Annotated in this window: 18 protein-coding genes; 10 read left to right on the top strand and 8 right to left on the bottom strand. The window is 72.8% G+C overall.

The features are described from left to right. Positions 1–262 precede the first annotated feature (262 nt). Both AC0682_RS19365 and AC0682_RS19360 read left to right on the top strand, forming a co-directional pair. A complete protein-coding gene (locus tag AC0682_RS19365) occupies positions 263–442 on the top strand; it encodes a hypothetical protein (RefSeq protein ID WP_478534144.1) in 180 nt (59 codons plus the stop codon). Between the two features lie 566 nt (positions 443–1008). After that, positions 1009–1707 carry a hypothetical protein gene (locus tag AC0682_RS19360; protein WP_478534143.1) on the top strand — a complete coding sequence of 233 codons (699 nt, stop codon included), beginning with the start codon at positions 1009–1011 and terminating at the stop codon, positions 1705–1707. A gap of 145 nt (positions 1708–1852) precedes the next feature. On the opposite strand, the gene afsK is transcribed toward AC0682_RS19360, so the two are convergent. Beyond that, complete coding sequence (gene afsK, locus AC0682_RS19355) at positions 1853–4336, bottom strand: protein serine/threonine kinase AfsK (protein WP_478534141.1); 2484 nt, start codon at positions 4334–4336, stop codon at positions 1853–1855. Between the two features lie 240 nt (positions 4337–4576). Further along, positions 4577–5386 carry a VOC family protein gene (locus AC0682_RS19350; protein WP_478534139.1) on the bottom strand — a complete coding sequence of 270 codons (810 nt, stop codon included), beginning with the start codon at positions 5384–5386 and terminating at the stop codon, positions 4577–4579. A 431-nt stretch (positions 5387–5817) separates the two neighbouring features. Between AC0682_RS19350 and AC0682_RS19345 the strand changes: the two genes are divergently transcribed. The 5 genes from AC0682_RS19345 (at position 5818) to AC0682_RS19325 (ending at position 9553) form a co-directional block, all read left to right on the top strand. After that, the gene (locus tag AC0682_RS19345; protein WP_254811957.1) at positions 5818–6465 is read left to right on the top strand and encodes a TetR family transcriptional regulator; all 648 of its coding nucleotides are present in this window, start codon (positions 5818–5820) and stop codon (positions 6463–6465) included. 258 nt (positions 6466–6723) lie between these two features. Beyond that, a complete protein-coding gene (locus AC0682_RS19340) occupies positions 6724–7431 on the top strand; it encodes a pyridoxine/pyridoxamine 5'-phosphate oxidase (RefSeq protein WP_478534137.1) in 708 nt (235 codons plus the stop codon). Positions 7432–7511: 80 nt separating this feature from the next. Continuing rightward, on the top strand, positions 7512–8420 hold the full coding sequence (gene htpX / locus AC0682_RS19335; RefSeq protein WP_478534135.1) for a zinc metalloprotease HtpX: 909 nt from the start codon (positions 7512–7514) through the stop codon (positions 8418–8420). Positions 8421–8443: 23 nt separating this feature from the next. Then, positions 8444–9055, top strand: a complete 612-nt coding sequence (gene pspAB, locus AC0682_RS19330; RefSeq protein WP_478534133.1) for a PspA-associated protein PspAB — start codon at positions 8444–8446, stop codon at positions 9053–9055. Between the two features lie 117 nt (positions 9056–9172). Next, positions 9173–9553, top strand: a complete 381-nt coding sequence (locus AC0682_RS19325; RefSeq protein ID WP_478534131.1) for a hypothetical protein — start codon at positions 9173–9175, stop codon at positions 9551–9553. On the opposite strand, the gene AC0682_RS19320 is transcribed toward AC0682_RS19325, so the two are convergent. The 6 genes from AC0682_RS19320 to AC0682_RS19295 all read right to left on the bottom strand — a co-directional run bounded on the left by AC0682_RS19320 (position 9543) and on the right by AC0682_RS19295 (position 14096). Further along, the gene (locus AC0682_RS19320; RefSeq protein ID WP_478534129.1) at positions 9543–9869 is read right to left on the bottom strand and encodes an AzlD domain-containing protein; all 327 of its coding nucleotides are present in this window, start codon (positions 9867–9869) and stop codon (positions 9543–9545) included. The two genes, AC0682_RS19325 and AC0682_RS19320, sit on opposite strands and share 11 nt — an antisense overlap. Next, positions 9866–10708 carry an AzlC family ABC transporter permease gene (locus tag AC0682_RS19315; RefSeq protein WP_478534127.1) on the bottom strand — a complete coding sequence of 281 codons (843 nt, stop codon included), beginning with the start codon at positions 10706–10708 and terminating at the stop codon, positions 9866–9868. Before AC0682_RS19315 ends, AC0682_RS19320 begins: the two co-directional genes overlap by 4 nt. Further along, positions 10696–11199: a GNAT family N-acetyltransferase gene (locus AC0682_RS19310; protein WP_478534126.1), complete on the bottom strand. Its 504-nt coding sequence runs from the start codon at positions 11197–11199 to the stop codon at positions 10696–10698. Before AC0682_RS19310 ends, AC0682_RS19315 begins: the two co-directional genes overlap by 13 nt. Continuing rightward, a complete protein-coding gene (locus AC0682_RS19305) occupies positions 11199–11972 on the bottom strand; it encodes a 2OG-Fe dioxygenase family protein (RefSeq protein WP_478534124.1) in 774 nt (257 codons plus the stop codon). The genes AC0682_RS19310 and AC0682_RS19305 overlap by 1 nt, the downstream gene beginning before the upstream one ends. 90 nt (positions 11973–12062) lie before the next feature. Next, a complete protein-coding gene (locus AC0682_RS19300; protein ID WP_478534122.1) occupies positions 12063–12692 on the bottom strand; it encodes a DinB family protein in 630 nt (209 codons plus the stop codon). A 105-nt stretch (positions 12693–12797) separates the two neighbouring features. Beyond that, the gene (locus tag AC0682_RS19295; RefSeq protein WP_478534120.1) at positions 12798–14096 is read right to left on the bottom strand and encodes an MDR family MFS transporter; all 1299 of its coding nucleotides are present in this window, start codon (positions 14094–14096) and stop codon (positions 12798–12800) included. A gap of 230 nt (positions 14097–14326) precedes the next feature. On the opposite strand from AC0682_RS19295, the gene AC0682_RS19290 reads away from it, so the two are divergent. The 3 genes from AC0682_RS19290 (at position 14327) to AC0682_RS19280 (ending at position 18530) form a co-directional block, all read left to right on the top strand. Further along, on the top strand, positions 14327–15655 hold the full coding sequence (locus AC0682_RS19290; protein WP_478534118.1) for an ATP-grasp domain-containing protein: 1329 nt from the start codon (positions 14327–14329) through the stop codon (positions 15653–15655). Further along, positions 15655–16929: an ATP-grasp domain-containing protein gene (locus AC0682_RS19285; RefSeq protein WP_478534116.1), complete on the top strand. Its 1275-nt coding sequence runs from the start codon at positions 15655–15657 to the stop codon at positions 16927–16929. Before AC0682_RS19290 ends, AC0682_RS19285 begins: the two co-directional genes overlap by 1 nt. 83 nt (positions 16930–17012) lie before the next feature. Then, positions 17013–18530: an ABC transporter substrate-binding protein gene (locus AC0682_RS19280; RefSeq protein ID WP_478534114.1), complete on the top strand. Its 1518-nt coding sequence runs from the start codon at positions 17013–17015 to the stop codon at positions 18528–18530. Positions 18531–18642 lie beyond the last annotated feature (112 nt).

The raw sequence follows: 18642 nt of genomic DNA, 5'->3' as shown, positions 1-18642 counted from the left end.
GCAGGTCGGCGTGGCCGCCCGGCCCCTTCCCCGCGCTCGCCCCGCCCTTCCCGCCCGGGGTGTTCATCATTCGTTTATCGCGACCGGCCAGTCTCATGCCTGTTGATCCGTCGCGTCGGGGGGCAGACGGGCTGACGGTGAGGCCGCGACGTAAGGTGAGCGGCCCTGAGGGGCCCGCCCGGCCGTCCACGGGGGAACAGCCGGGCGGGCCCCGTCAACCGGAGAAGAAGCACCGCCCAACTGCCTAGGGGAGAACAGCGATATGGCTGACGCGAAGAAGAACCCGGCCATCAAGCCGCAGGACATGCACGCCACGGGCGGCGAGGCGACCGACGGCGACATGCACGCCACCGGCAGCCCGCTCAAGGCCAAGGACATGCACGCCACCGGCGGCGACACCACCAACGGCGACATGCACGCCACGAGCGAGCCCGCCAACTAGACCTTCACGACGGGGGACGTCGGGGGATACGGGGAACGGGGGGGACGGGGGTACGTACGGGGGAGCAGCCGCGGCGACGCGGAGGGGGAGCCGCCGCGGCTGCCGTACACCGAGAGGCCCGAGCCTGGGGATGGGCTCGGGCCTCTCGGGCGTGTGGGCCGCCAGGGCGCGGACCTGGACCCGGGGTGCGCACGGCTTGGTCAGGTCGTCGGCGTCGGAGGTGAAGACGACCGCCCGGCCGCGCTCCGTCCGCATCCACGCGCCCAGCTCCCCCAGCCGGTCGTGGCCAAAGGTGGTGGCCACGGTCTGCGGCGGGTCGGCGCGGCGGCAGATCGTGACGATGCCGCCCACCTCGAAGAGGGCGTACGCGAGGCCGCGTCCGCCGGTACAGGCCCGGATCAGAGCAGTGGGGCCGTGACCTCCCAGCGGCTGACCTGGGCGACCTCGCGCGGGCTGTCCATCCGCGCGGCGTCCGGCGGCGTCCGCATGGCGGGGGTGATCGCCCCGGCGTAGCGTCGGCCGTACGGGGGTGTTCGCCGTTCGCCGTACGCCCCTGGAGGCTGACGATGATCCGCACCATCCTCGGCTCCCTGGTGGCCCTTGCCGGGGCCGCCTCCGCCGTGCTGAGCCCGTTCCGTGACTGGTACGGCGGGCGGGCCGGGCAGGACTACCGGGTGCGGGACCTCTTCGAGGGCATCACCGGTACGGAGTCGGGGGTGCTGGTCTCGATCCTGCTGCCGTTCCTGTTCGCGGCGCTGCTGGTGATCGCGGGGGTGCTGGTGCGGTCGCGGATCGTGGTCGCGGTCGCGGGGGTCGTGGTGCTGGGCTTCACGATCCTGTGGATGGTCCGCCAGGGGCAGGCCGCGGGATCGCTCACGGTCGGCGGGGACGGGGAAGGGCTCCAGGTGGGGGTCGTCAACGCGTTGGCGGGTGGGGTGCTGATGCTGATCGGGGCGGTGCTGATGAAGGGGCGGTCGCGGGGGGCGGGGTGGGGGCGGAGGCGGTCCCGGAAGCGGACGGTGGAGGAGCCGTACACCGCGCCTGCGGCCGACCAGGTGGACACCTGGCCGCCGACTCAGGAGCCGGGGATGTCGGTGCAGACGTCGCCGTGGCCGGAGCCGGAGGTGGAGCCGTACACAGGGCCGGATCCCCAGGGCCCCCGGGACGCCCCGGACGCCCGTACGCGGTCGTATCCGCAGGCCGAGGAGGATCCCCGGGATCCGGTGCATCCGCCCCATCCCCCGCACCGGCCGCACCAGGATTGACCGTCACCCCGTCGAGGGTTTCCGTCCTCACTCGCCGGACGGGCCGGGAGTCCGCCGCACCGGCCCCACGAGGCCGACGTCCAGCCCCTCCCAGGGTTCTGTCCTCGAACGGGAGATTCCGGGGGTGGCGGGCCGGAAGCGAGGCTCAGGTGCGGGCCCTGTTGCCTGTGCCAGTGCCCTTCAGGGCGTCCAGGGCGTAGACGCAGCGGTCCTTGCTGCACGCGTACACCACACCCGCCTCCGCCACCGGGGAGCCCGTGATCTCGCCGCCCGTCGCGAGCTTCCAGCGGAGCTGGCCGCCCGCCGCGTCCAGGGTGTAGAGGACGTGGTCGGCCGAGCCGAAGTGGACGCGGCCGTCCGCCACGACCGGGGAGCCCACCACGTCGCCGCCCGCCGCGAAGCGCCACTTCGGGGTGCCGGTGACCGCGTCCAGGGTGTAGAGCGCGCTGCCGCTGCCCACGTGGACGTTGCCCACCGCGACGAGCACCGGTTCGAGGGACGCCCGGGCCTCGGTGGCGATGCGCCAGCGGTCCTTGCCGGTCGTCGCGTCGAGCGCGTACACCGTGCCGAGGTAGTCCGCGAGGTAGACCCCGCCACCGGTCACCGCCGGGCCCGGCGCGAAGGCGGGCGGGGAGAGGAAGACCGCCGGGGCCTCGAAGTGCCAGCGCACCAGGCCGGAGGCGATGTCGACGGCCAGCACCCGGGTGCCCGCCGCGATGTAGACGTAGCCGTCGGCGGCCGGGGTGACCCGGACCGGGACGCCGCCGCAGGAGGCCGCGTCACCGATCGGGTACGACCAGCGCTCCAGGCCCGTACGGGCGTCCAGCGCGCGCAGCCGGGCGTCCTGCCAGACGTAGACCGTGCCGTCGTGGATGACGGGCGCGGCCTCCGCCGTCTCGAAGTCGGTCTGCGCGCCGGTGATCTCCCACAGCTTGTCGCCGTTGGACGCCTCCCACCCCTGGACGCCGCCGCCCCGGGTCGCGGTGAGCACCGTGCCCCGGTCGGCCTTGAGCGCGTACACCCAGGCGTCGGTGCGGACCCGCCACTGCTCGGCGCCGGTCGCCGCGTCCAGCGCGTAGAGGGAGGGGCCGTCCGATGCGTGGATACGGCCGCCCTCGACGGCCATCGCCCAGGCCACGTCCCGGGTCTTGAACTGGCGGCGCCCGTTGCCGACGTCCAGCGCGTGGATCTCGAAGGACGTCACGTACAGCAGCTCACCGGAGACGACGGGTGTCCCCCACACGTCGTTGGACATGCGGAAGCGCCAGGGCCGCCAGCGGTCGGGGGCCGCGGGCGCGGGGTCCGGGGCGGGTCCCGGGGACGGTACGGGAGCGGTCGGCGCCGATGCCCCGGGCGAGCCGTTCGGGCCCGCGGGCGGGCGGACCCAGCCGGTCGCGGCGGCGGGGTGGGCCGCAGCGGCCCCCCGGACCTCCCCTACCCGTGGGCCGGGTCCGATCGGCGCCTTCGCACCGGGCAGGTGGACGGGCCCGCCGTCGGGGGCCGGGGCCGACGAGGAGACCGGGGAGGGCGAGGAGAGCGGCGAGGGCGAGCGCAGGTCACCGTTGCCGCGCCAGCCGGGCCCCCGGTTCGGGGCGTGACCGGGGCCCCCGCCCGGGCTGTGACCGGGGCCGTGCCCCGGCCCCCGGCCCGGCGCGTGGTCCGGCGCGTGCTCCGGGGCGCGCGGCGGCTGCGGGGGGCGCGGCGGGGGTGCGGAGGGCGCGGGCGGTGCGGTGCGGCCGCCTCCCCTGCGCCGTTCGATCATGGCCGTGGCCTGGGACGGCAGCCAGGCCGACGCCGTACCGCTGTCGTCGCTGCCGGAGGCGAAGAGGTGCGGGGCCAGCTGGGCCTGGAGGTCGGCGGGGGTGGGCCGACGGGAGGCGTCCAGCTGCATGCAGGACTCGATCAGTGGCCGCAGGTCGTCCGGCAGCCCCTCCAGGTCCGGCCCCTCGCGCAGCAGCATGAAGACCGTCTCGACCGGGTTCGCCCCGTGGTAGGGGGCGTGGCCGGTGGCGGCGAAGACGAGGGTGGAGCCCAGCGAGAAGATGTCGCTGGCCCCGGTGACGCTGCGGGAGTCCCGGGCCTGCTCGGGCGACATGTAGGCGGGGGTGCCGACGGCCACGTTCGTCATGGTCAGCCGGGTGTTGGAGACCCCGGAGGCGATGCCGAAGTCGATGACCCGGGGGCCGTCCTCGACGACGAGCACGTTGGACGGCTTCAGGTCGCGGTGGACGAGCCCGGCACCGTGGATGGACTGGAGGGCCTCGGCGATCCCGGCGGCCAGCCAGCGAACGGCCTGGGTGGGCATGGGGCCGCACTCGTTGACGATCTCTTCGAGCGAGGGCGCGGGCACATAGGCGGTGGCCAGCCACGGCACGGCGGCGCGGGGGTCGGCATCGACCACGGCGGCGGTGTAGAAGCCGCTGACCGCGCGGGCGGCCTCCACCTCGCGCGTGAAGCGGACCCGGAAGAGCTGGTCCTCGGCCAGCTCGGTCCGTACCGTCTTGATCGCCACCCGCCGGCCCGACGCCGACCGGGCGAGATAGACCAGCCCCATGCCGCCGGCCCCGAGCCGTCCCAGCACCTCGAACGGGCCGATCCGTCTCGGGTCGTGCTGCGTCAGCTGCTCCATCACGTGCCTGCCACCTCCCCGTACGGACCTCAGGAACGAAGCCCGCGAATTACCGCCCGTCACCGCCCGGTGCGATTCCCGGCCTCCGCAGCGTCTCACCGCTGGGCACCACCTGGCGGTGCGCACCCTGATTCTTCCTGGCTCGGGCGCCGCTGGCGAACCCGGGGGCGGATGTGGGTGTCTCATGCCACTTCGGCCGATTCTCACCCACAAGGTGTACGGGACGGGGGCACGGCGAGGTTACGGAATCAGCTCGCTCGGCTGCAGTACGGCGAAGAGCGCGCCCTGGTCGTCGTGGAGGACCGCCATCCGCCCGTACGGGATGTCGAAGGGCGGTGCGGAGACCCGGCCGCCGAGCCGTACGGCGAGTTCGGCCGCCGCGTCGCAGTCGGCGACGGCGAAGTAGGTGAGGAAGTAGCTGGGCAGCTCGGCGGGGAACGCGTCCGTGATGACGCTGCGGCCGCCGACGGCGGTGTCCGGGCCGGGTTCGGCGCCCTCGGGCGACCACATCCGGAAGTCGACCAGCGCCTCCGCGTCGCCGGAGACGTCGTTGCCGGCCTCGTCCAGGTCGGTGCCCCGGAAGCCGAAGACCTTCTCGTAGAAGGGATCGACCAGCTCCGGCCGCCGGGTGTGGACCTCGGTCCAGCAGAAGGAGCCGGGTTCGTTCTGCTTCTCGAAACCGGCGCGCTCCCCGGCCTGCCAGAGGCCGAAGACCGCGCCTCCGGGGTCGGCCGCCTGCGCCACGATCCCGGCCTGCCCGGCCCGTACGGGATCGGTGATGATCTGGCCGCCGTGTTCGCGGATGGCGGCGACGGTGGCCCGGATGTCGTCGGTGGCGAAGTGGACGCCCCAGGCGGTGGGCATCCGTCCGTCCTTCTTGGCGGCGAGCGCGGCGACGAGCCTGCCACCGCTCAGGGCGTCCGCGAAGGGCATGCCGTCGCCCGCGCGGAAGGTCCAGCCGAAGAGGCCGCCGTAGAAGCGCTTGCCCGCTTCGAGGTCGGAGAGCTGCACGTCCACCCAGCACGGCGCCGAGTGCGCGAATGCGGCCATGGGGCCTGGTCCCTTCCGTCGCGGTTCTGCGGGGTCGCTTCGGCGACCTTGCAGTGACGCCCGTCACAGTCAACGTAGCGTCGCGCCCGGCCCGGCGCGCCCCGACGCCCGCCGAACGCGGTCCGCGCACGACCCGAACACCACCGAAAGGAACGTCTGCCCGAACAGTGAAGGCCGGTGCGCCCTACGGACGCAAGGTGCCCACCGAGGTTGTCCACAGGCTGTTGACAACACCGTCGCGCGACATGGACAGTGCGGCCCCCTGGCCGGAATCGAGTCCCGGCCAGGGGGCCGTGCGGGCCTCGCCCCAGCAGCCGCCCCGATGGCCGAAAACGTTCGCCCCCACCCCCTCGCACCCCGCCGGTCCTGCGGCGTTCCCCATTTGCAGTCGGCCGAATAGCGCTCCCATCGCCCCTCGGTAAGCTGACGGCATGACAGGACAAGTACGTACCGTCGACGGCCGCGTGGCCGGTCGACGCGGTCAGGCGACGCGGCAGAAGCTGCTCGACTGCCTCAGCGAGATGCTCAGCTCCTCGCCGTACCGGGACGTCAAAGTCATCGACGTCGCCCGGAAGGCCGGGACTTCACCCGCGACTTTCTACCAGTACTTCCCCGATGTGGAGGGCGCCGTCCTCGAGATCGCCGAGGAGGTCGCCAAGGAGGGCGCCGGACTGACCGAACTGGTCGCCGGACGCCCCTGGGTCGGCAAGGCCGGCTGGCACACGGCCGAGGAACTCGTCGACGGATTCCTCGACTTCTGGCGACGCAACGACGCGATCCTCCGCGTGATCGACCTCGGGGCGGCCGAAGGGGACAAGCGGTTCTACAAGATCCGCATGAAGATCCTGAACTCGGTCACCAACTCCCTCACCGATTCGGTGAAGGAGCTTCAGGCCAAGGGCAAGGTCGACAAGGAGGTCAGCGCCGCCGCGATGGCGGGCTCCCTGGTCGCGATGATGGCCGCGGTCGCCTCGCACCAGAAGGGGTTCACCACCTGGGGCGTGAAGCAGGCCGAACTGCGCCCGAACCTGGCTCTGTTGGTACATCTGGGCATCACCGGCAAGAAGCCCACCAAGTAGCCCACCGGCACGTCCTGTCTCACCGACGGCGGACCACCACGCACCTCGGCCGGTGGTCCGCCGTCGGCGTACCCGGACGCGACCCGCTCCAGGCTCAGGAGCCGGATCCGCCGCTCCACCCGCGCCCGGTACGCCGCGTGCGGCGGCCGGAACGCCGGCACCACCCGCCACACCTCCTTCCGCGCCCCCCTCCAGCCGCCGTGCCCGGACCGGGACGGAACGCCGCGAGGGCGAGCAGCATGCGATCACATAGGCACTATGAACGCACCCACCCCGCGCCCCTTCTCCGCCCTCCTGCACGCCCAGCGCGTCTGGGACACCGAGCTGCCGGACTTCGACCCGACCACCGCCCCGCCCGCCCCTCTCCCCCTCTTCCACGCGTGGTTCGCCGACGCCGTGGCGGCCGGGCAGACCGAGCCGCACGCGATGACGCTGGCCACGGCGGACACCGACGGCCTCCCCGACGTACGCACCCTGCTCCTCCATGACGCCGACGAGCGCGGCTTCCACTTCGCCTCGCACGCCACCAGCGCCAAGGGCCACCAGCTCGCCGCCCGCCCGTACGCCGCGCTCGGCTTCTACTGGCCGTGCCTGGGGCGGCAGGTGCGGGTCCGGGGCCCCGTCGCCCGCTGCACCCCGGCAGAGAGCCACGCCGACCTGCATGCCCGGTCCACCGGGGCCCTCGCCGCCGCCCTGACCGGATCCCAGAGCGAGGTCGTGGAGTCGGTGGCCGCCCTCCACCGGGCGTCGGACGCGGCCTGGGAGCGGGCCCGGGCGGAACCGGACGCCGAGGCCTCGACCTGGACCCGGTACGTGGTCGAGCCGACCGAGGTGGAGTTCTTCCAGGGCGACGCCCGGCGCCGGCACATCCGGCTCCGCTACCGCCGTACGGAGGCCGACACGGAGATGGGTTCGCAGACCGCTTCGCAGACCGGCGGCTGGGCCCGCGAGCTGCTCTGGCCCTGAGGCGGCCCCGCCGGTCTCCTCGACCCGGTTTCGACGAGAAGGGGGCACTATGGGAGGGAGGCGAGTCGCTGGAGGTTCCGATGCCACGAGCCCGTTCCCGCTACGCCCCGGACCGGGGCCTGACCGGGCGCATGGTCACCACCATGTTCCTGATCGGTCTGCTGTACGTCGTCTTCGTGGGCGTGCTCCTCGCGGCCCTGCGCGGTTCCTGGCCGATCATCCTGATCATCACCGGCGGCCTGTTCATCGCCCAGTTCTGGTTCAGCGACCGCATCGCGGCGTACGGCATGGGCGCCCGCGAGGTCACCCCCGAGCAGGCCCCCGAGCTGCACGGCACCATCGACCGGATCTGCGCGCTGGCGGACATGCCGAAGCCCAAGGTGGCCATCGCCGAGAGTGACGTACCGAACGCGTTCGCCACCGGTCGCAGCGAGAAGACCGCCCTCGTCTGCGCCACGACGGGCCTGCTCCGCAGACTGGAGCCGGAGGAGCTGGAGGGCGTCCTCGCCCACGAGATGTCGCACGTCGCCCACCGGGACGTGGCCGTCATGACCATCGCCTCCTTCCTCGGCGTCCTGGCGGGCATCGTCACCCGGATCGCCCTGTGGGGCGGGTTCGCGCGCAGCCGCCCCGGCAACGACCCGGCGGGCATCCTGCTGCTCCTGATCCCCCTGGTCAGCGCCGTCGTGTACGCGATCAGCTTCCTGCTCACCCGCCTGCTCTCCCGCTACCGGGAACTCTCCGCCGACCGCGCCGCCGCCCTGCTCACCGGCAGGCCCTCCGCTCTCGCCTCGGCCCTCACCAAGGTCAGCGGGCAGATGGCCCGCATCCCGACCGAGGACCTGCGCAAGGCGGAGCCGTACAACGCGTTCTACTTCCTGCCCGCCTTCTCCGCGAAGGAGTCCATCGGGCGGATCTTCTCCACGCACCCGACCCTGGAACAGCGCCTGGACCAGCTGTCCCGTATCTCCACCGACCTGTCCCGCTGAGCCCGTTCGAAGGAGTGCCGTCCGTGGGCCTGCTCGACGCCATCCTCGGCCGCAGCAAACCCGTCCGTCCCGACCTCGACCAGCTCTTCGCCGTCCCCTCCGCCGCCCTCACCCTCCAGGCCGCCACCGGTTTCACACCGACGGGCCGGGGCTCGGTGTGCTTCGCGGGGGTGGAGGGCGGGGGCTTCGCCCGGCTCCAGGAGGACGTTCGGGAGCTGCTCGACGCGGACACCGGGCGCGGCGGCATCCCGGTGGAGTTCAGCCGGGACCCGTACGGCTACACCTGGCTGCTCGCCCGCCACCCGGCCGACGACACGGCGGCCCTGGTCAACGATCTGCACGCGGTGAACACCCTGCTCCAGGACGGCGGTTTCGGCCCGCATCTGCTCTGCTCCTTGATCGGCTTCCGGGACGGGAAGGAGGCGGAGGGCGCCGGAGGCGCTGAAGGGCGGTCGCTGGCGCTCGTCTACCTCTACAAGCGCGGCACGTTCTACCCGTTCGCCCCGCTCCCCGGCACCGCCGAGAAGCGGGACAACCAGCTGGAGCTCCAGGCGCGCGGCGCCCTCGGCGACGACCTCCGGGTGGAGCGGGACCTGTCCCGCTGGTTCCCGGTGTGGGGCGCGCCCGGGCTGTGACCGCGCCGGGCGCGCCGGGGCGGTGATCCGACCGCCGTCGGCCCAGCGCACACCGAGCGCCCGACGCACGAGGCCTGAAGAAGCCCTGTCGGCCGGTGACGGCAGAGGCCCTGCCTCATGTGGGACGAGAGCCGTGAAGGCCCCCACCACCGCATCACCCCGGACATCGTCTCGCCGCAGTTCCCCGACGGCTCGGACGGCAAGCCCGACGTGACCGGCAAGGCCCGCACCGAGGGCTCCTTCACCCTCTCGCGCGGCAGGGCCACCGGCGTCGCCTCGTACGAGTACTGGACGGAGTGGGCGCCGACGGTCAGGACCGCCAAGCCCGCGGCGGTGGACGGCAGCGTCACCGTCAAGCTCACCCCGCCGTCGGCCGGTCCGGCGCGCGTCTTCGCCCGCTCGCTGAGCCCCGGCGGCAACCGAAGCGCCCTCCAGGCGTACCTCTCCTACGTCGACTCCCCGGAGCTGAAGGACAAGCCCGGCGGCGTCAGCCCGTGAAGAAGCGGAGCAGGGCGAGTGAGCCGATACCGAAGGCGATCGTGAGGTAGAAGTTCCGGGTGCGCCAGGCGAGGAGGAGGGTCGGGACGGCGAGCCAGAGTCCGTAGTTGCCGAGGCTCAGGTCCAGGTGCCCCTCGGGGGCGAAGAGGGACGGGGCGAGCAGCGCGGCGATCACCGCGGGCGGAACCTGCCGGAGCCAGATCACGACGGGCTGGGGCAGTCCGGCCGCCGCGAGGAACAGGGTGGGCAGCAGCCGTGGCCCGAAGGTGACGGCGGCCATACCGGCGATGGTCAGGGCGAGGGCCAGGTCGCTCATCGTCTCCTGTCTCCTTCCAGCGGGGGCCCGGACGGCCGGGCCGGGGTGTTCGGGGGTTCGGTCCCGGGTCCGTCGCCGTCCTGTCCGTCCCGGGCTGCGATGACCAGGCCGAAGGTCGCGGCCACGGCCGCGGCCAGCAGGACCGACCAGTACTGCAGGCCGAGCAGGGTCAGCGCCACCGCGCCGACGCCGGCGACCAGGGCGACCGCGAGGCCGCGCAGGTCCGCGATGACGCCGGCGGCCAGCAGCGCCATGAACATGGCCGGCAAGGCGTAGTCGAGGCCCAGGGCCTCCACGTTGCGCACCAGGTCGCCCGCCAGGATGCCGAGTACGGTCCCGGCCACCCAGGACGCGTGCACGGCCGCGTTGAAGGTGAAGACCTCGGCCTTGGGGCGGTCCGCGCGCTCGGCGTACTGCGCGGAGTGGACGGCGAACGCCTCGTCGGTCAACTCGTAGGAGAACAATGCCTGTTCGTGGCGGCGCCACCGCGCCAGGCGTGGTGCGACGGAGGCCGCGAGCAGCAGGTGGCGGAGGTTGACGACGAAGGTGGTGAGGACCACGGCATAGGGTGCCGCGCCCACGGTGATGAGCTGGAGCGCCGCGAACTGCGACGAACCTCCGTACACGAAGAGGGACATGGCCGCCATGGCCCACCACGGCAGCCCCGCGGTGTGTCCGAGAACCCCGAACGCGAAGGCGACCGGCACGTATCCGAGCATCACCGGCACGGCGAGGCCGAAGCCGACGGTCCACGGCGCCCGCGCGGCCGGCTTCTCCCGCGCCGGCCGGCCGGCCGGGTCGGTCTGCCGCCCGGGAGAGTCGGCTGCTACAGATCGCATTCATAGGTCCTTTCGCCGTCGGCCGGGTCGAAGCCCGCGCCCGTCCACAGGGCGGCGGCGGCAGTGTTGCCGTCGAGGACGGCGAGGGAGATGCGCCGCACCCCCCTGCGGCGGAAGGCGGCGAGCGCGTCGGCTGCCATGACGCGGGCCAGACCGCCGCGCCGGTGGTCCGGGGCGACCACGGCGTGGCTGATGCTGCCGCGCACCCCGAACGAGCCGGCTATCAGCGCGGCCACGACCCGGCCCGTACCGTCGTGGACGACGCGGCACAGCTCGGCCGAGTGCGTGAGGTGGCCGCGCAGCAGCGCCGCGTCCTCCCACTCGCAGTAGGCCGTCTGCGGGGCGGCCCTGAGCAGCTCGATCACCTGGTCGACATCCGCGGGCGCCATGGGGGCGGAGGTCACGGGAGGCCCGGCGGCCCCCGAGGCCACCGCGACGGCGGCGGCCTCGGGCCCGGCCCCGGTGCGGAGCGCGAGAACGGCGGCGCTCATCAGACGAGGGTCTCGTACGGGGAGCCGGGCAGCGAGAAGGAGATCGCCAGGACGTCCCGGTAACCGCCGCGGTCCTCGGCGGCGCTGAGCCCGGTCACGTGGTGCTTCATCCGGCGGTCCTCGAACAGGAGCGAGTCCAGCGGGTTCAGGAACGTGGCCTTGGCGAGCGGCTCCTCCTCCCAGGTGAAGACGGTGCTGTGGCCGCCCTCGACGTCCACGCGGGAGATCAGGTGCAGCCCCGCCCACGGGTAGCCGTCGGAGTGGATTCCCTCGGGCACCAGCTCGTTGTACTTGCCCGGCGCTATCTCGATGCGGATCTGGTGGATCTGGCACTGCCAGGCGCGGTCGCGGAACTCGTCCTCGATCGGCAGGTTCTCGAAGTCGTAGCGCACGAGGGCCCGGAAGAGCGGGTTGAGGAAGGTCTGCTCCTCCACATCACCGAAGTGTCGTTCGATTCCGCCGACGAAGGAGTTCATCTCCTTGCTCTGGAGGTACGCCACGTGGTCGAGCGGCGACAGCTCGCCGGTGGCCGGCACATAGGTGAAGTCGCTGTAGCGGCGTGTGCGCACGGCACGGTCCTCGCCGCCGAAGTGCTCGTCCGGGGTGAGCCGGCCCCAGGACGCCTGGAGGTCGTCGAAGGCGGCGGCGAGTTCGGGGCCGAGCGTCAGGTCGGAGGCCGACACCAGGGCATAGCGCTTCTCGCGCAGTTCCTCGCGCAGGTCGGGGCCCACGGCGGCGATGGTCTCGGGCACCGGTGTCTGAGTGACGGTCATGTCGGGTTCCTCTCCTTGAGTCGGTACGCGTGCGAGTACGGGTGCGGGTACGCGTGCGGGTAGCGGGTGTGGAGACCGCGTGCCGTTCGGCTACTTGAGACCGAAGGAGTCGTACGTGGCGTCGAGTTCGGCCACATCCATCCCGTTGGCCTGGCGTACCAGGCGGATGGCCCGGTAGATCTGGTTGATGTGCGCGATGTCGTGGCCGATGACCTTGCGGATCATGACCTCCATCGTTTCGCCGCCCTGCTCGCCGTGGCGGCCGGTGCGCTGCCAGTCCTCCTTCGGCAGCGCGGCGAGCAGCGCCACGTTGGAGGCGCGCAGCCCCTCCCAGGCGTCGAGCATCCGCCGGAAGGGCAGGCGGGGCAGCGGGGCCCACAGCTGCTCGTCGTAGCCGGGGTAGACCGGGTTGTCCTCGGTGGCCACGAGGCGCCAGCGGAAGCCGTAGACGACGTCGACATCGAAGAGGTGGCCGCAGACGAAGGCGGCGGGCCACTCATCCGGCTCGGGCACGGTCTCGGCGAGCTCGGCCGACAGGTCGCCGAAGAGCTGCTTGGCCCAGACCGGCGTCCTGGGCAGGATGTCGAACGCGTCGCGGTCACCCGCCACTTCGAGGAGCGCGTCGACGTAGGCCGCGGGGTCCTCGGTGGCCGAGGGGATGTCGATGCGGTGCACCTCGGTGTCGGCGACAGGGGTCCGGGGCGAGGAGTGCGTGGTCATGCGAGTGCCTTTCGTCGGTATCGGTCAGCGGGGTCGTACGGGCTGTCGGGGCGCCGTGGCAGGGCGCACCGGCCCGGTCGGAATGGAATGCGGTGGAACGGTGGGTCACTTCGCGGCGGCGGGCTGCGCCGCGGCCCCGGCTCCCGGGGCCTCGACTCCCGGGGCCCCGGCGACGGGGTCGGCCGCCGGGACCGTCTCCGTGTCCCGCGCCGTCCCGCGCGGTTTCGCGCCGAGGACGAGGAGCGCCCCGAAGCTCGCGACGACGGCGCAGACGACCCAGTGCAGCGGGGCCGACATGCCGTAGAGAAGACCGCCGACGGCCGGGCCGAGCGAGGCGCCGAGCGTGTGGGCCAGCCCCTCCGCGCCCTGGTAGCGGCCGCGCAGGTGGGCCGGGGAGAACTCCGCCGGGTAGGCGTTGGCGATCGGCGTGTACACGGTCTCGGCCACCGTCCAGACCACCACGGTCAGGGCGAGGAACCACACCACGTGCGCGGCGCCGGTGAGGGCCATGCCGACACCGAGGAGGAGGAGGCCGAGGGCGATCACGCGGCGCGGGTCGCGGCGCTCCGTACGTTTGGTGAGCGGGAGCTCGATCACGATGCACAACAGCGCGTTCAGGCCGAGCAGCAGACCGTAGACGCTGTTGCCGAAGCCGGCGTCCTTCACATGGAGCGGCAGGGTCACGGTGGACTGTCCGTACACGAAGGTCGCCGCCACCATCGAGCCCAGGAAGAGGAGGTAGGGCCGGTCCGCGAAGACCTCGCGGTAGCCGCCCTTGGGGCGCTCGGCCGGCTCCTCGCCGTCGGCCGCCGGTCCGGGCTTCGGGAGCCCGCCGGGCAGCGTGAACAGCGCCAGCACACCGAAGGAGAAGGCGAACAGGGCGTCGCCGAGGAAGACGTAGGTGTACGAGTGGTCGCTGAGCAGAGCGCCGACGAGCGGGCCGACGGCCATGCCGACGTTGATCGCCAGGCGCAGTACGGCGAAGGCGACCACCCGCTGCTGCTCGGGAACGACATCCACCAGGAGCGCTCCCGCGGCCGGGCGGTACAGCTGCGCGAAGACACCGACCAGGGTGACCAGGGCGGTGGTCGACACGAGGCCGTCCGTGAACGGGACGCAGGCCGTCGCGGCGCTGCTGCCGAACATCGACACGACGATCGCGGTGCGCCGGCCGTAGCGGTCGGCGACCGTCCCGCCGACCGCGTTCCCGATGAACGCCCCGACACCGACCATCCCGAGGGCGACGCCCGCCTGGAACGCGGAGAACCCCTGGGCGACCAGGAAGAGCATCAGGAACACATTGAGAAAGTTGCCGAACTTGACGAGGAACATTCCGGCGAAGATCACCCAGGCGCTCCTGGGGAGTCCACGCAATCGGCTGCGCATGCTTTCCTCGCCGGGCATGAAGGGCTCCTTCTCTTTCGGTCTCTTTCGGTTGCGGGGACGGATCGCACGGTGTCTTCCCCACAGCGATGAAACCCGGACGGCACACCCGCGACCAGGTGACCCGGCTGGCACAGACTGTCCTGGCACGATCCTGCCGACCCGCGGCGGCTGCCCGTATGTGCCAGGGCATCTCTGTGCCACCCGCTGTCCGTTCCGGGGCCCGGAACACATGGGGCAGAGTCCCCGCCATGACCGATCACATGCTTCTCGTCGTCGGCGGCCGGATACAGACGCTGCGCAAGGCGGCGGCCCTGGGAATCCGTTTCGTACTGATCCAGCACAAGGACCAGTTCGTGCCGGAGGCCGCCCGGCTCGCCGAGGCCGTTCTCATCGCCGACTACACCGACTGGACCACCACGCGGCCGCTCGTCGAGGCGGCCCACGAGGCGTACGGATTCACCCGCGTCGTCTCCATCACCGAGCCGGGCCTGGTGCCCGCCGCGCGGATCAGCGACCACCTGCGGCTCGGCGGCACCTCCGAGCGGGTGGGTGAACTCCTGCGGGACAAGCACGCGATGCGCGGCCATCTCGCCGCGCACCCCGACCCCGCGGTGCGGGCGCTGTCCGTGGCCGCCGCCGAGGTGGAGGGCGCCGAGGACCTGGTCGCCTTCGGCACGGCACACGGCTACCCGTTCGTCCTCAAGCCCGCGGACGCGACGGCGAGTCTGGGGGTCGTGCGTATCGAGGGGCCCGAGCAGGCCACCGCCGCCTGGGCGGACGTCGAGGCGCTGCGGGCACGCACGGACCTGCAGTGGGGCTCGTTCTTCACGATCGGCCGCTTCCTCGCGGAGCAGTACATCTCCGGGCCCGAATTCAGCGTCGAGACCTTCTCGTTCGCGGGCCGGCACATCGTGCTGGCCGTCACCGAGAAGCTCACCGGCGACGGGGGCTTCATCGAGCTCGGGCACGCGCTTCCGGCCCGCCTGGAGGCGGCCGACGAGAGCCGGATCGAAGAGTGCGTCGGCCGCTTCCTCGACGCGATCGGGCTCACCGACGGCGCCGCCCACACCGAGCTGCGCCTGTCGCCGTCGGGGCCGCAGATCATCGAGAGCCACAACCGGATGGGCGGTGACCGGATCTTCGACCTGCTCGACGCGGCGTACGGCATCGACGTGGAGGAGTGGATCGTGGCCTGGCAGTTCGGGCTCGTTCCGGCGCTGACCGAGCGCCCGGTCCCGCACCGCTCCGCCGCGACGCGCTTCCTGTCCGCCGAGCCGGGCACCGTCGTGGAGATCCAGGGCGTGTCCGAGGCCAGGGAGCTCGCGGACACCCTCGATGTGGAGACCACCGTCGCGGTCGGCTCCACGGTGGGCGAACTGCGCGGCAACTGGGACCGGGTGGGCCAGGTGCTCACCACCGGAGCCGACACCACGGCCGCCGTCGCCGCCGCCGAGCGGCTGACCGGGAAGATCACCGTCGTCACCCGGGCCACGGCTCCCGCCCCCGCGGCGCCGGCGGCCGGCTCCACCGCCCCGGCCGCCTCCCCGGCCACCGCCACGAGCGAGGACACCGCGTGATGAAGATCCTGCTGATCATGCGGAACACCTACGCGTGGCACTCCGAGCACATCGAGACGCTGGAGCGCATGGGTCTGGAGATCCATCTGGCCACCCAGGTCGCCGAGGCCGAGCGCGACGCCCGGTTCGCCTCCGTCGTCCGGCTCGGGAAGGGCTTGGACACGAAGGAGCTGGCCGACGTCTGCGCGGCCGCCGCGCGGCGGCTCGGCATCGCCAGCGCCCTCACCTTCTACGACAGTGACATCGTCGTCGCCGCGTTGGTCAACCAGCAGCTGGGGCACCGCTGGCCATGCCCCGAGGCCGACGAGATCACGCGCGACAAGCAGCTGCAGCGGGCCTTCCTGGAGCGGCAGGGGCTTCCCGGGCCGCGCGCGGTCGCCGTCGGCGGGGTCGCCTCGGGCCTCGCCGCCGCCGAGAGCTTCGACTATCCGTTCATCGTCAAGCCCAGCGCCCTGGCCGCGAGCATGGGGGTGACCCTGGTCCACGACCGCGCGGAGCTGGAGCGCGCGCTGCACGACGTGACGCGGCTGGTGGGCGAGTGGGGCGGCTACTTCCCCAGCGACAGCCCCGAGATCGCGCTCCTGGAGGAGTTCCTGCCGGGCAAGGAGGTCACCCTCGACGGCGTGGTCCTCTCCGGCCGGTTCCACCTGGTGGGCGTCACCAACAAGATGCAGATGCCGGGGCCGTACTTCGAGGAGGACTTCTACACGCTGCCGTTCCGCACCCCCGAGGAGGAACCGGAACTCGTGGCGGTCGCCGAGGGCATCGTGGCGGGGCTCGGGGTCGAACACTGCCTGTTCAACGCCGAGTTCCGGCAGGACGCCGACGGCCGCTACCGTGTCGTGGAGTTCGCCACCCGGATGAGCGGTGGCCAGAACTACCGCAATCTCCGCGAGGTCCACGGCATCGACCCGGTGCGCCTGTACGCCAAGGCCGTCCTCGCCGGCGACGACCCGGCGGCCCGTGCCGGGATCCTGACCGGCGAGGTGCCCCGGAGCGCCGTGCCCCGCGCCGCCACCTGCATCAAGTTCGCCTACCGGACGGGGACCCTGGTCCGCAACCAGGTGGGAGAGGTCTTCGACTCCCCGTACTTCCGGTCCTACATCCCCGCGGCCACGCCCGGCGCCCGGCTGCGGCGCGCGCCCGAGGGCTGGTACGAGATCGCCGGCTCGCTCGCGGTGGCCGCCCCCTACCGGGAGCCCGCGGACATCGACCGGGTGGAGGGCATCGCCGCCGACCTCGACGAGCGCCTCGACGTGGTCGTCACCCCCTGAGGGCGTCCCGGCCCGGCACCCGACCCGCCCATCCGTCCGCGAGGACGGAACCGGAAAGACAGAGACAGAAGAGGAACCCCCACGTGGACGCTGCCGACCCCGTGTTTCGCATGGGCATCACGGAGCCCACCGCCATCGACCCCTACAAGGCCCAGGAGAGCGAGGGGATACTGGTCTGCAAGGCGCTGTTCACCGGGCTGCTCACGCTGGCCGACGACGGCTCGCCCGCCCCGGCCACCGCCGTCTCCTGGCACAGCGACGACACGGCCACGACATGGACGTTCAGGCTGCGCACCGACACCGTGTTCAGCGACGGCGAGCCGGTCACCGCGCACAGCTTCGTACGCGGCTGGTCCCGGGCGCTGGACCCCGGGGCGAACACGGAGACCGCCTACCATCTCGCGGGCGTACGCTCCTTCACCGCCGCCGACGACGCGACCCTGGTCGTCGAACTCACCGAACCCGACGTCGAGTTCCATCTCAAGACGCTGCAACCCATCTTCAGCCCGGTGCCCGTCGTCGCGGGCCCGGCGCTCGACCCCGCGTACAACGACCGCCCCGTCGGCAACGGCCCGTTCGCGATGGCCGGCCCCTGGCGGCACGGCGAGTCGATCCGCCTGGTGCGCAACGACCGCTGGTTCGGCCCGGCGCCCGAGGTGCGCGAGGTGCACATCGACATCCTCGACCCGGTCACCGCGCTCGACGACGAGTACGAGCGGTTCCTGGCCGGCGACTACGACTACGCGCGCATCCCCCCGGGCCGCACCGCGGAGGCCGCCGCCATGCCCGGCTTCCTGGAGCGGGAGGGGGCGGGCCTCTTCTATCTGATCCCGTTCTGCCACCAGGCGCCGATGGACTCCGTCGACGCCCGCCGCGCCGTGTCCGCCGCCATCGACCGGCAGGCGCTGATCGACACGTACTTCCAGGGGCGGCGCACCGCCGCGCACTCGCTGCTGTCCCCCTGGTTCGGCAAGGCGCACACCGGGCGCGGCGAACTGGCCGCCGCCATCGGCGAGGACTGGACGGCCTACGCGCCGGAGCGGGCCAGGGCCGCGGCGCTGCGCGCCGGTCTGGGCCCGGGGAGCCGCGTGGAGCTCGCGTACAACACCGGGGCGGGGCACGACGACTGGGTACGCGCTCTGGCTCGCGGCTTGGAGGACGTCCTGGGCTGGGACGTGGCACCGCTGCGCACCGATGCCCGCGGTCTGGTGGACCATCGCACATCGCTCGCGGCCGCCGGCCTGTGCCGGGCCGGCTGGGCCTGCGACTATCCGACCCCCGACAACATGCTCTTCCCGCTGCTGCACTCCTCGTGCACCGCTCCGGACGAACGGGGCACGGCGCACGGCGACAACGAAGGCCGTTACGCGAACGCGGAGTTCGACGCCCAGGTGGCACGCGCGCGGGCCAGTGCCGATCCGGCGGAGCGCTGCGACGCCTGGCGGAGCGCCGACCTCGCGGCCATGGCCGACCTGGCGCTGATCCCGCTCTGGTACCGCACCGACCAGCGCGTGCACGCCGTCGACCGGATCGAGGGCCTGCGCGTCGACTTCGACGGCAACCCCACCCTCACCACCGTCAGGCCCCGGCCGGCGGGCTGACCTCGCCGAAGGCCGCAGGGCCCGGGGGGGGGGGGGGGGGGGGGGGGGGGGGGGGGGGGGGGGGGGGGGGGGGGGGGGGGGGGGGGGGGGGGGGTGGGGAGGGTGGGTATGG

Source organism: Streptomyces sp. NPDC043746 (assembly GCF_056436485.1).
Note: the sequence above shows the minus strand (reverse complement) of the source record. Positions and strands in the feature narration are given on the sequence as shown.

Bases quoted from the DNA above. Each gene is read 5' to 3' on its own strand.
- AC0682_RS19365 (WP_478534144.1), top strand. From the start codon at position 263: ATGGCTGACGCGAAGAAGAACCCGGCCATCAAGCCGCAGGACATGCAC.
- AC0682_RS19360 (WP_478534143.1), top strand. From the start codon at position 1,009: ATGATCCGCACCATCCTCGGCTCCCTGGTGGCCCTTGCCGGGGCCGCC.
- afsK (WP_478534141.1), bottom strand. From the start codon at position 4,336: ATGGAGCAGCTGACGCAGCACGACCCGAGACGGATCGGCCCGTTCGAG.
- AC0682_RS19350 (WP_478534139.1), bottom strand. From the start codon at position 5,386: ATGGCCGCATTCGCGCACTCGGCGCCGTGCTGGGTGGACGTGCAGCTC.
- AC0682_RS19345 (WP_254811957.1), top strand. From the start codon at position 5,818: ATGACAGGACAAGTACGTACCGTCGACGGCCGCGTGGCCGGTCGACGC.
- AC0682_RS19340 (WP_478534137.1), top strand. From the start codon at position 6,724: ATGAACGCACCCACCCCGCGCCCCTTCTCCGCCCTCCTGCACGCCCAG.
- htpX (WP_478534135.1), top strand. From the start codon at position 7,512: ATGCCACGAGCCCGTTCCCGCTACGCCCCGGACCGGGGCCTGACCGGG.
- AC0682_RS19325 (WP_478534131.1), top strand. From the start codon at position 9,173: ATGTGGGACGAGAGCCGTGAAGGCCCCCACCACCGCATCACCCCGGAC.
- AC0682_RS19320 (WP_478534129.1), bottom strand. From the start codon at position 9,869: ATGAGCGACCTGGCCCTCGCCCTGACCATCGCCGGTATGGCCGCCGTC.
- AC0682_RS19315 (WP_478534127.1), bottom strand. From the start codon at position 10,708: ATGCGATCTGTAGCAGCCGACTCTCCCGGGCGGCAGACCGACCCGGCC.
- AC0682_RS19310 (WP_478534126.1), bottom strand. From the start codon at position 11,199: ATGAGCGCCGCCGTTCTCGCGCTCCGCACCGGGGCCGGGCCCGAGGCC.
- AC0682_RS19305 (WP_478534124.1), bottom strand. From the start codon at position 11,972: ATGACCGTCACTCAGACACCGGTGCCCGAGACCATCGCCGCCGTGGGC.
- AC0682_RS19300 (WP_478534122.1), bottom strand. From the start codon at position 12,692: ATGACCACGCACTCCTCGCCCCGGACCCCTGTCGCCGACACCGAGGTG.
- AC0682_RS19295 (WP_478534120.1), bottom strand. From the start codon at position 14,096: ATGCCCGGCGAGGAAAGCATGCGCAGCCGATTGCGTGGACTCCCCAGG.
- AC0682_RS19290 (WP_478534118.1), top strand. From the start codon at position 14,327: ATGACCGATCACATGCTTCTCGTCGTCGGCGGCCGGATACAGACGCTG.
- AC0682_RS19285 (WP_478534116.1), top strand. From the start codon at position 15,655: ATGAAGATCCTGCTGATCATGCGGAACACCTACGCGTGGCACTCCGAG.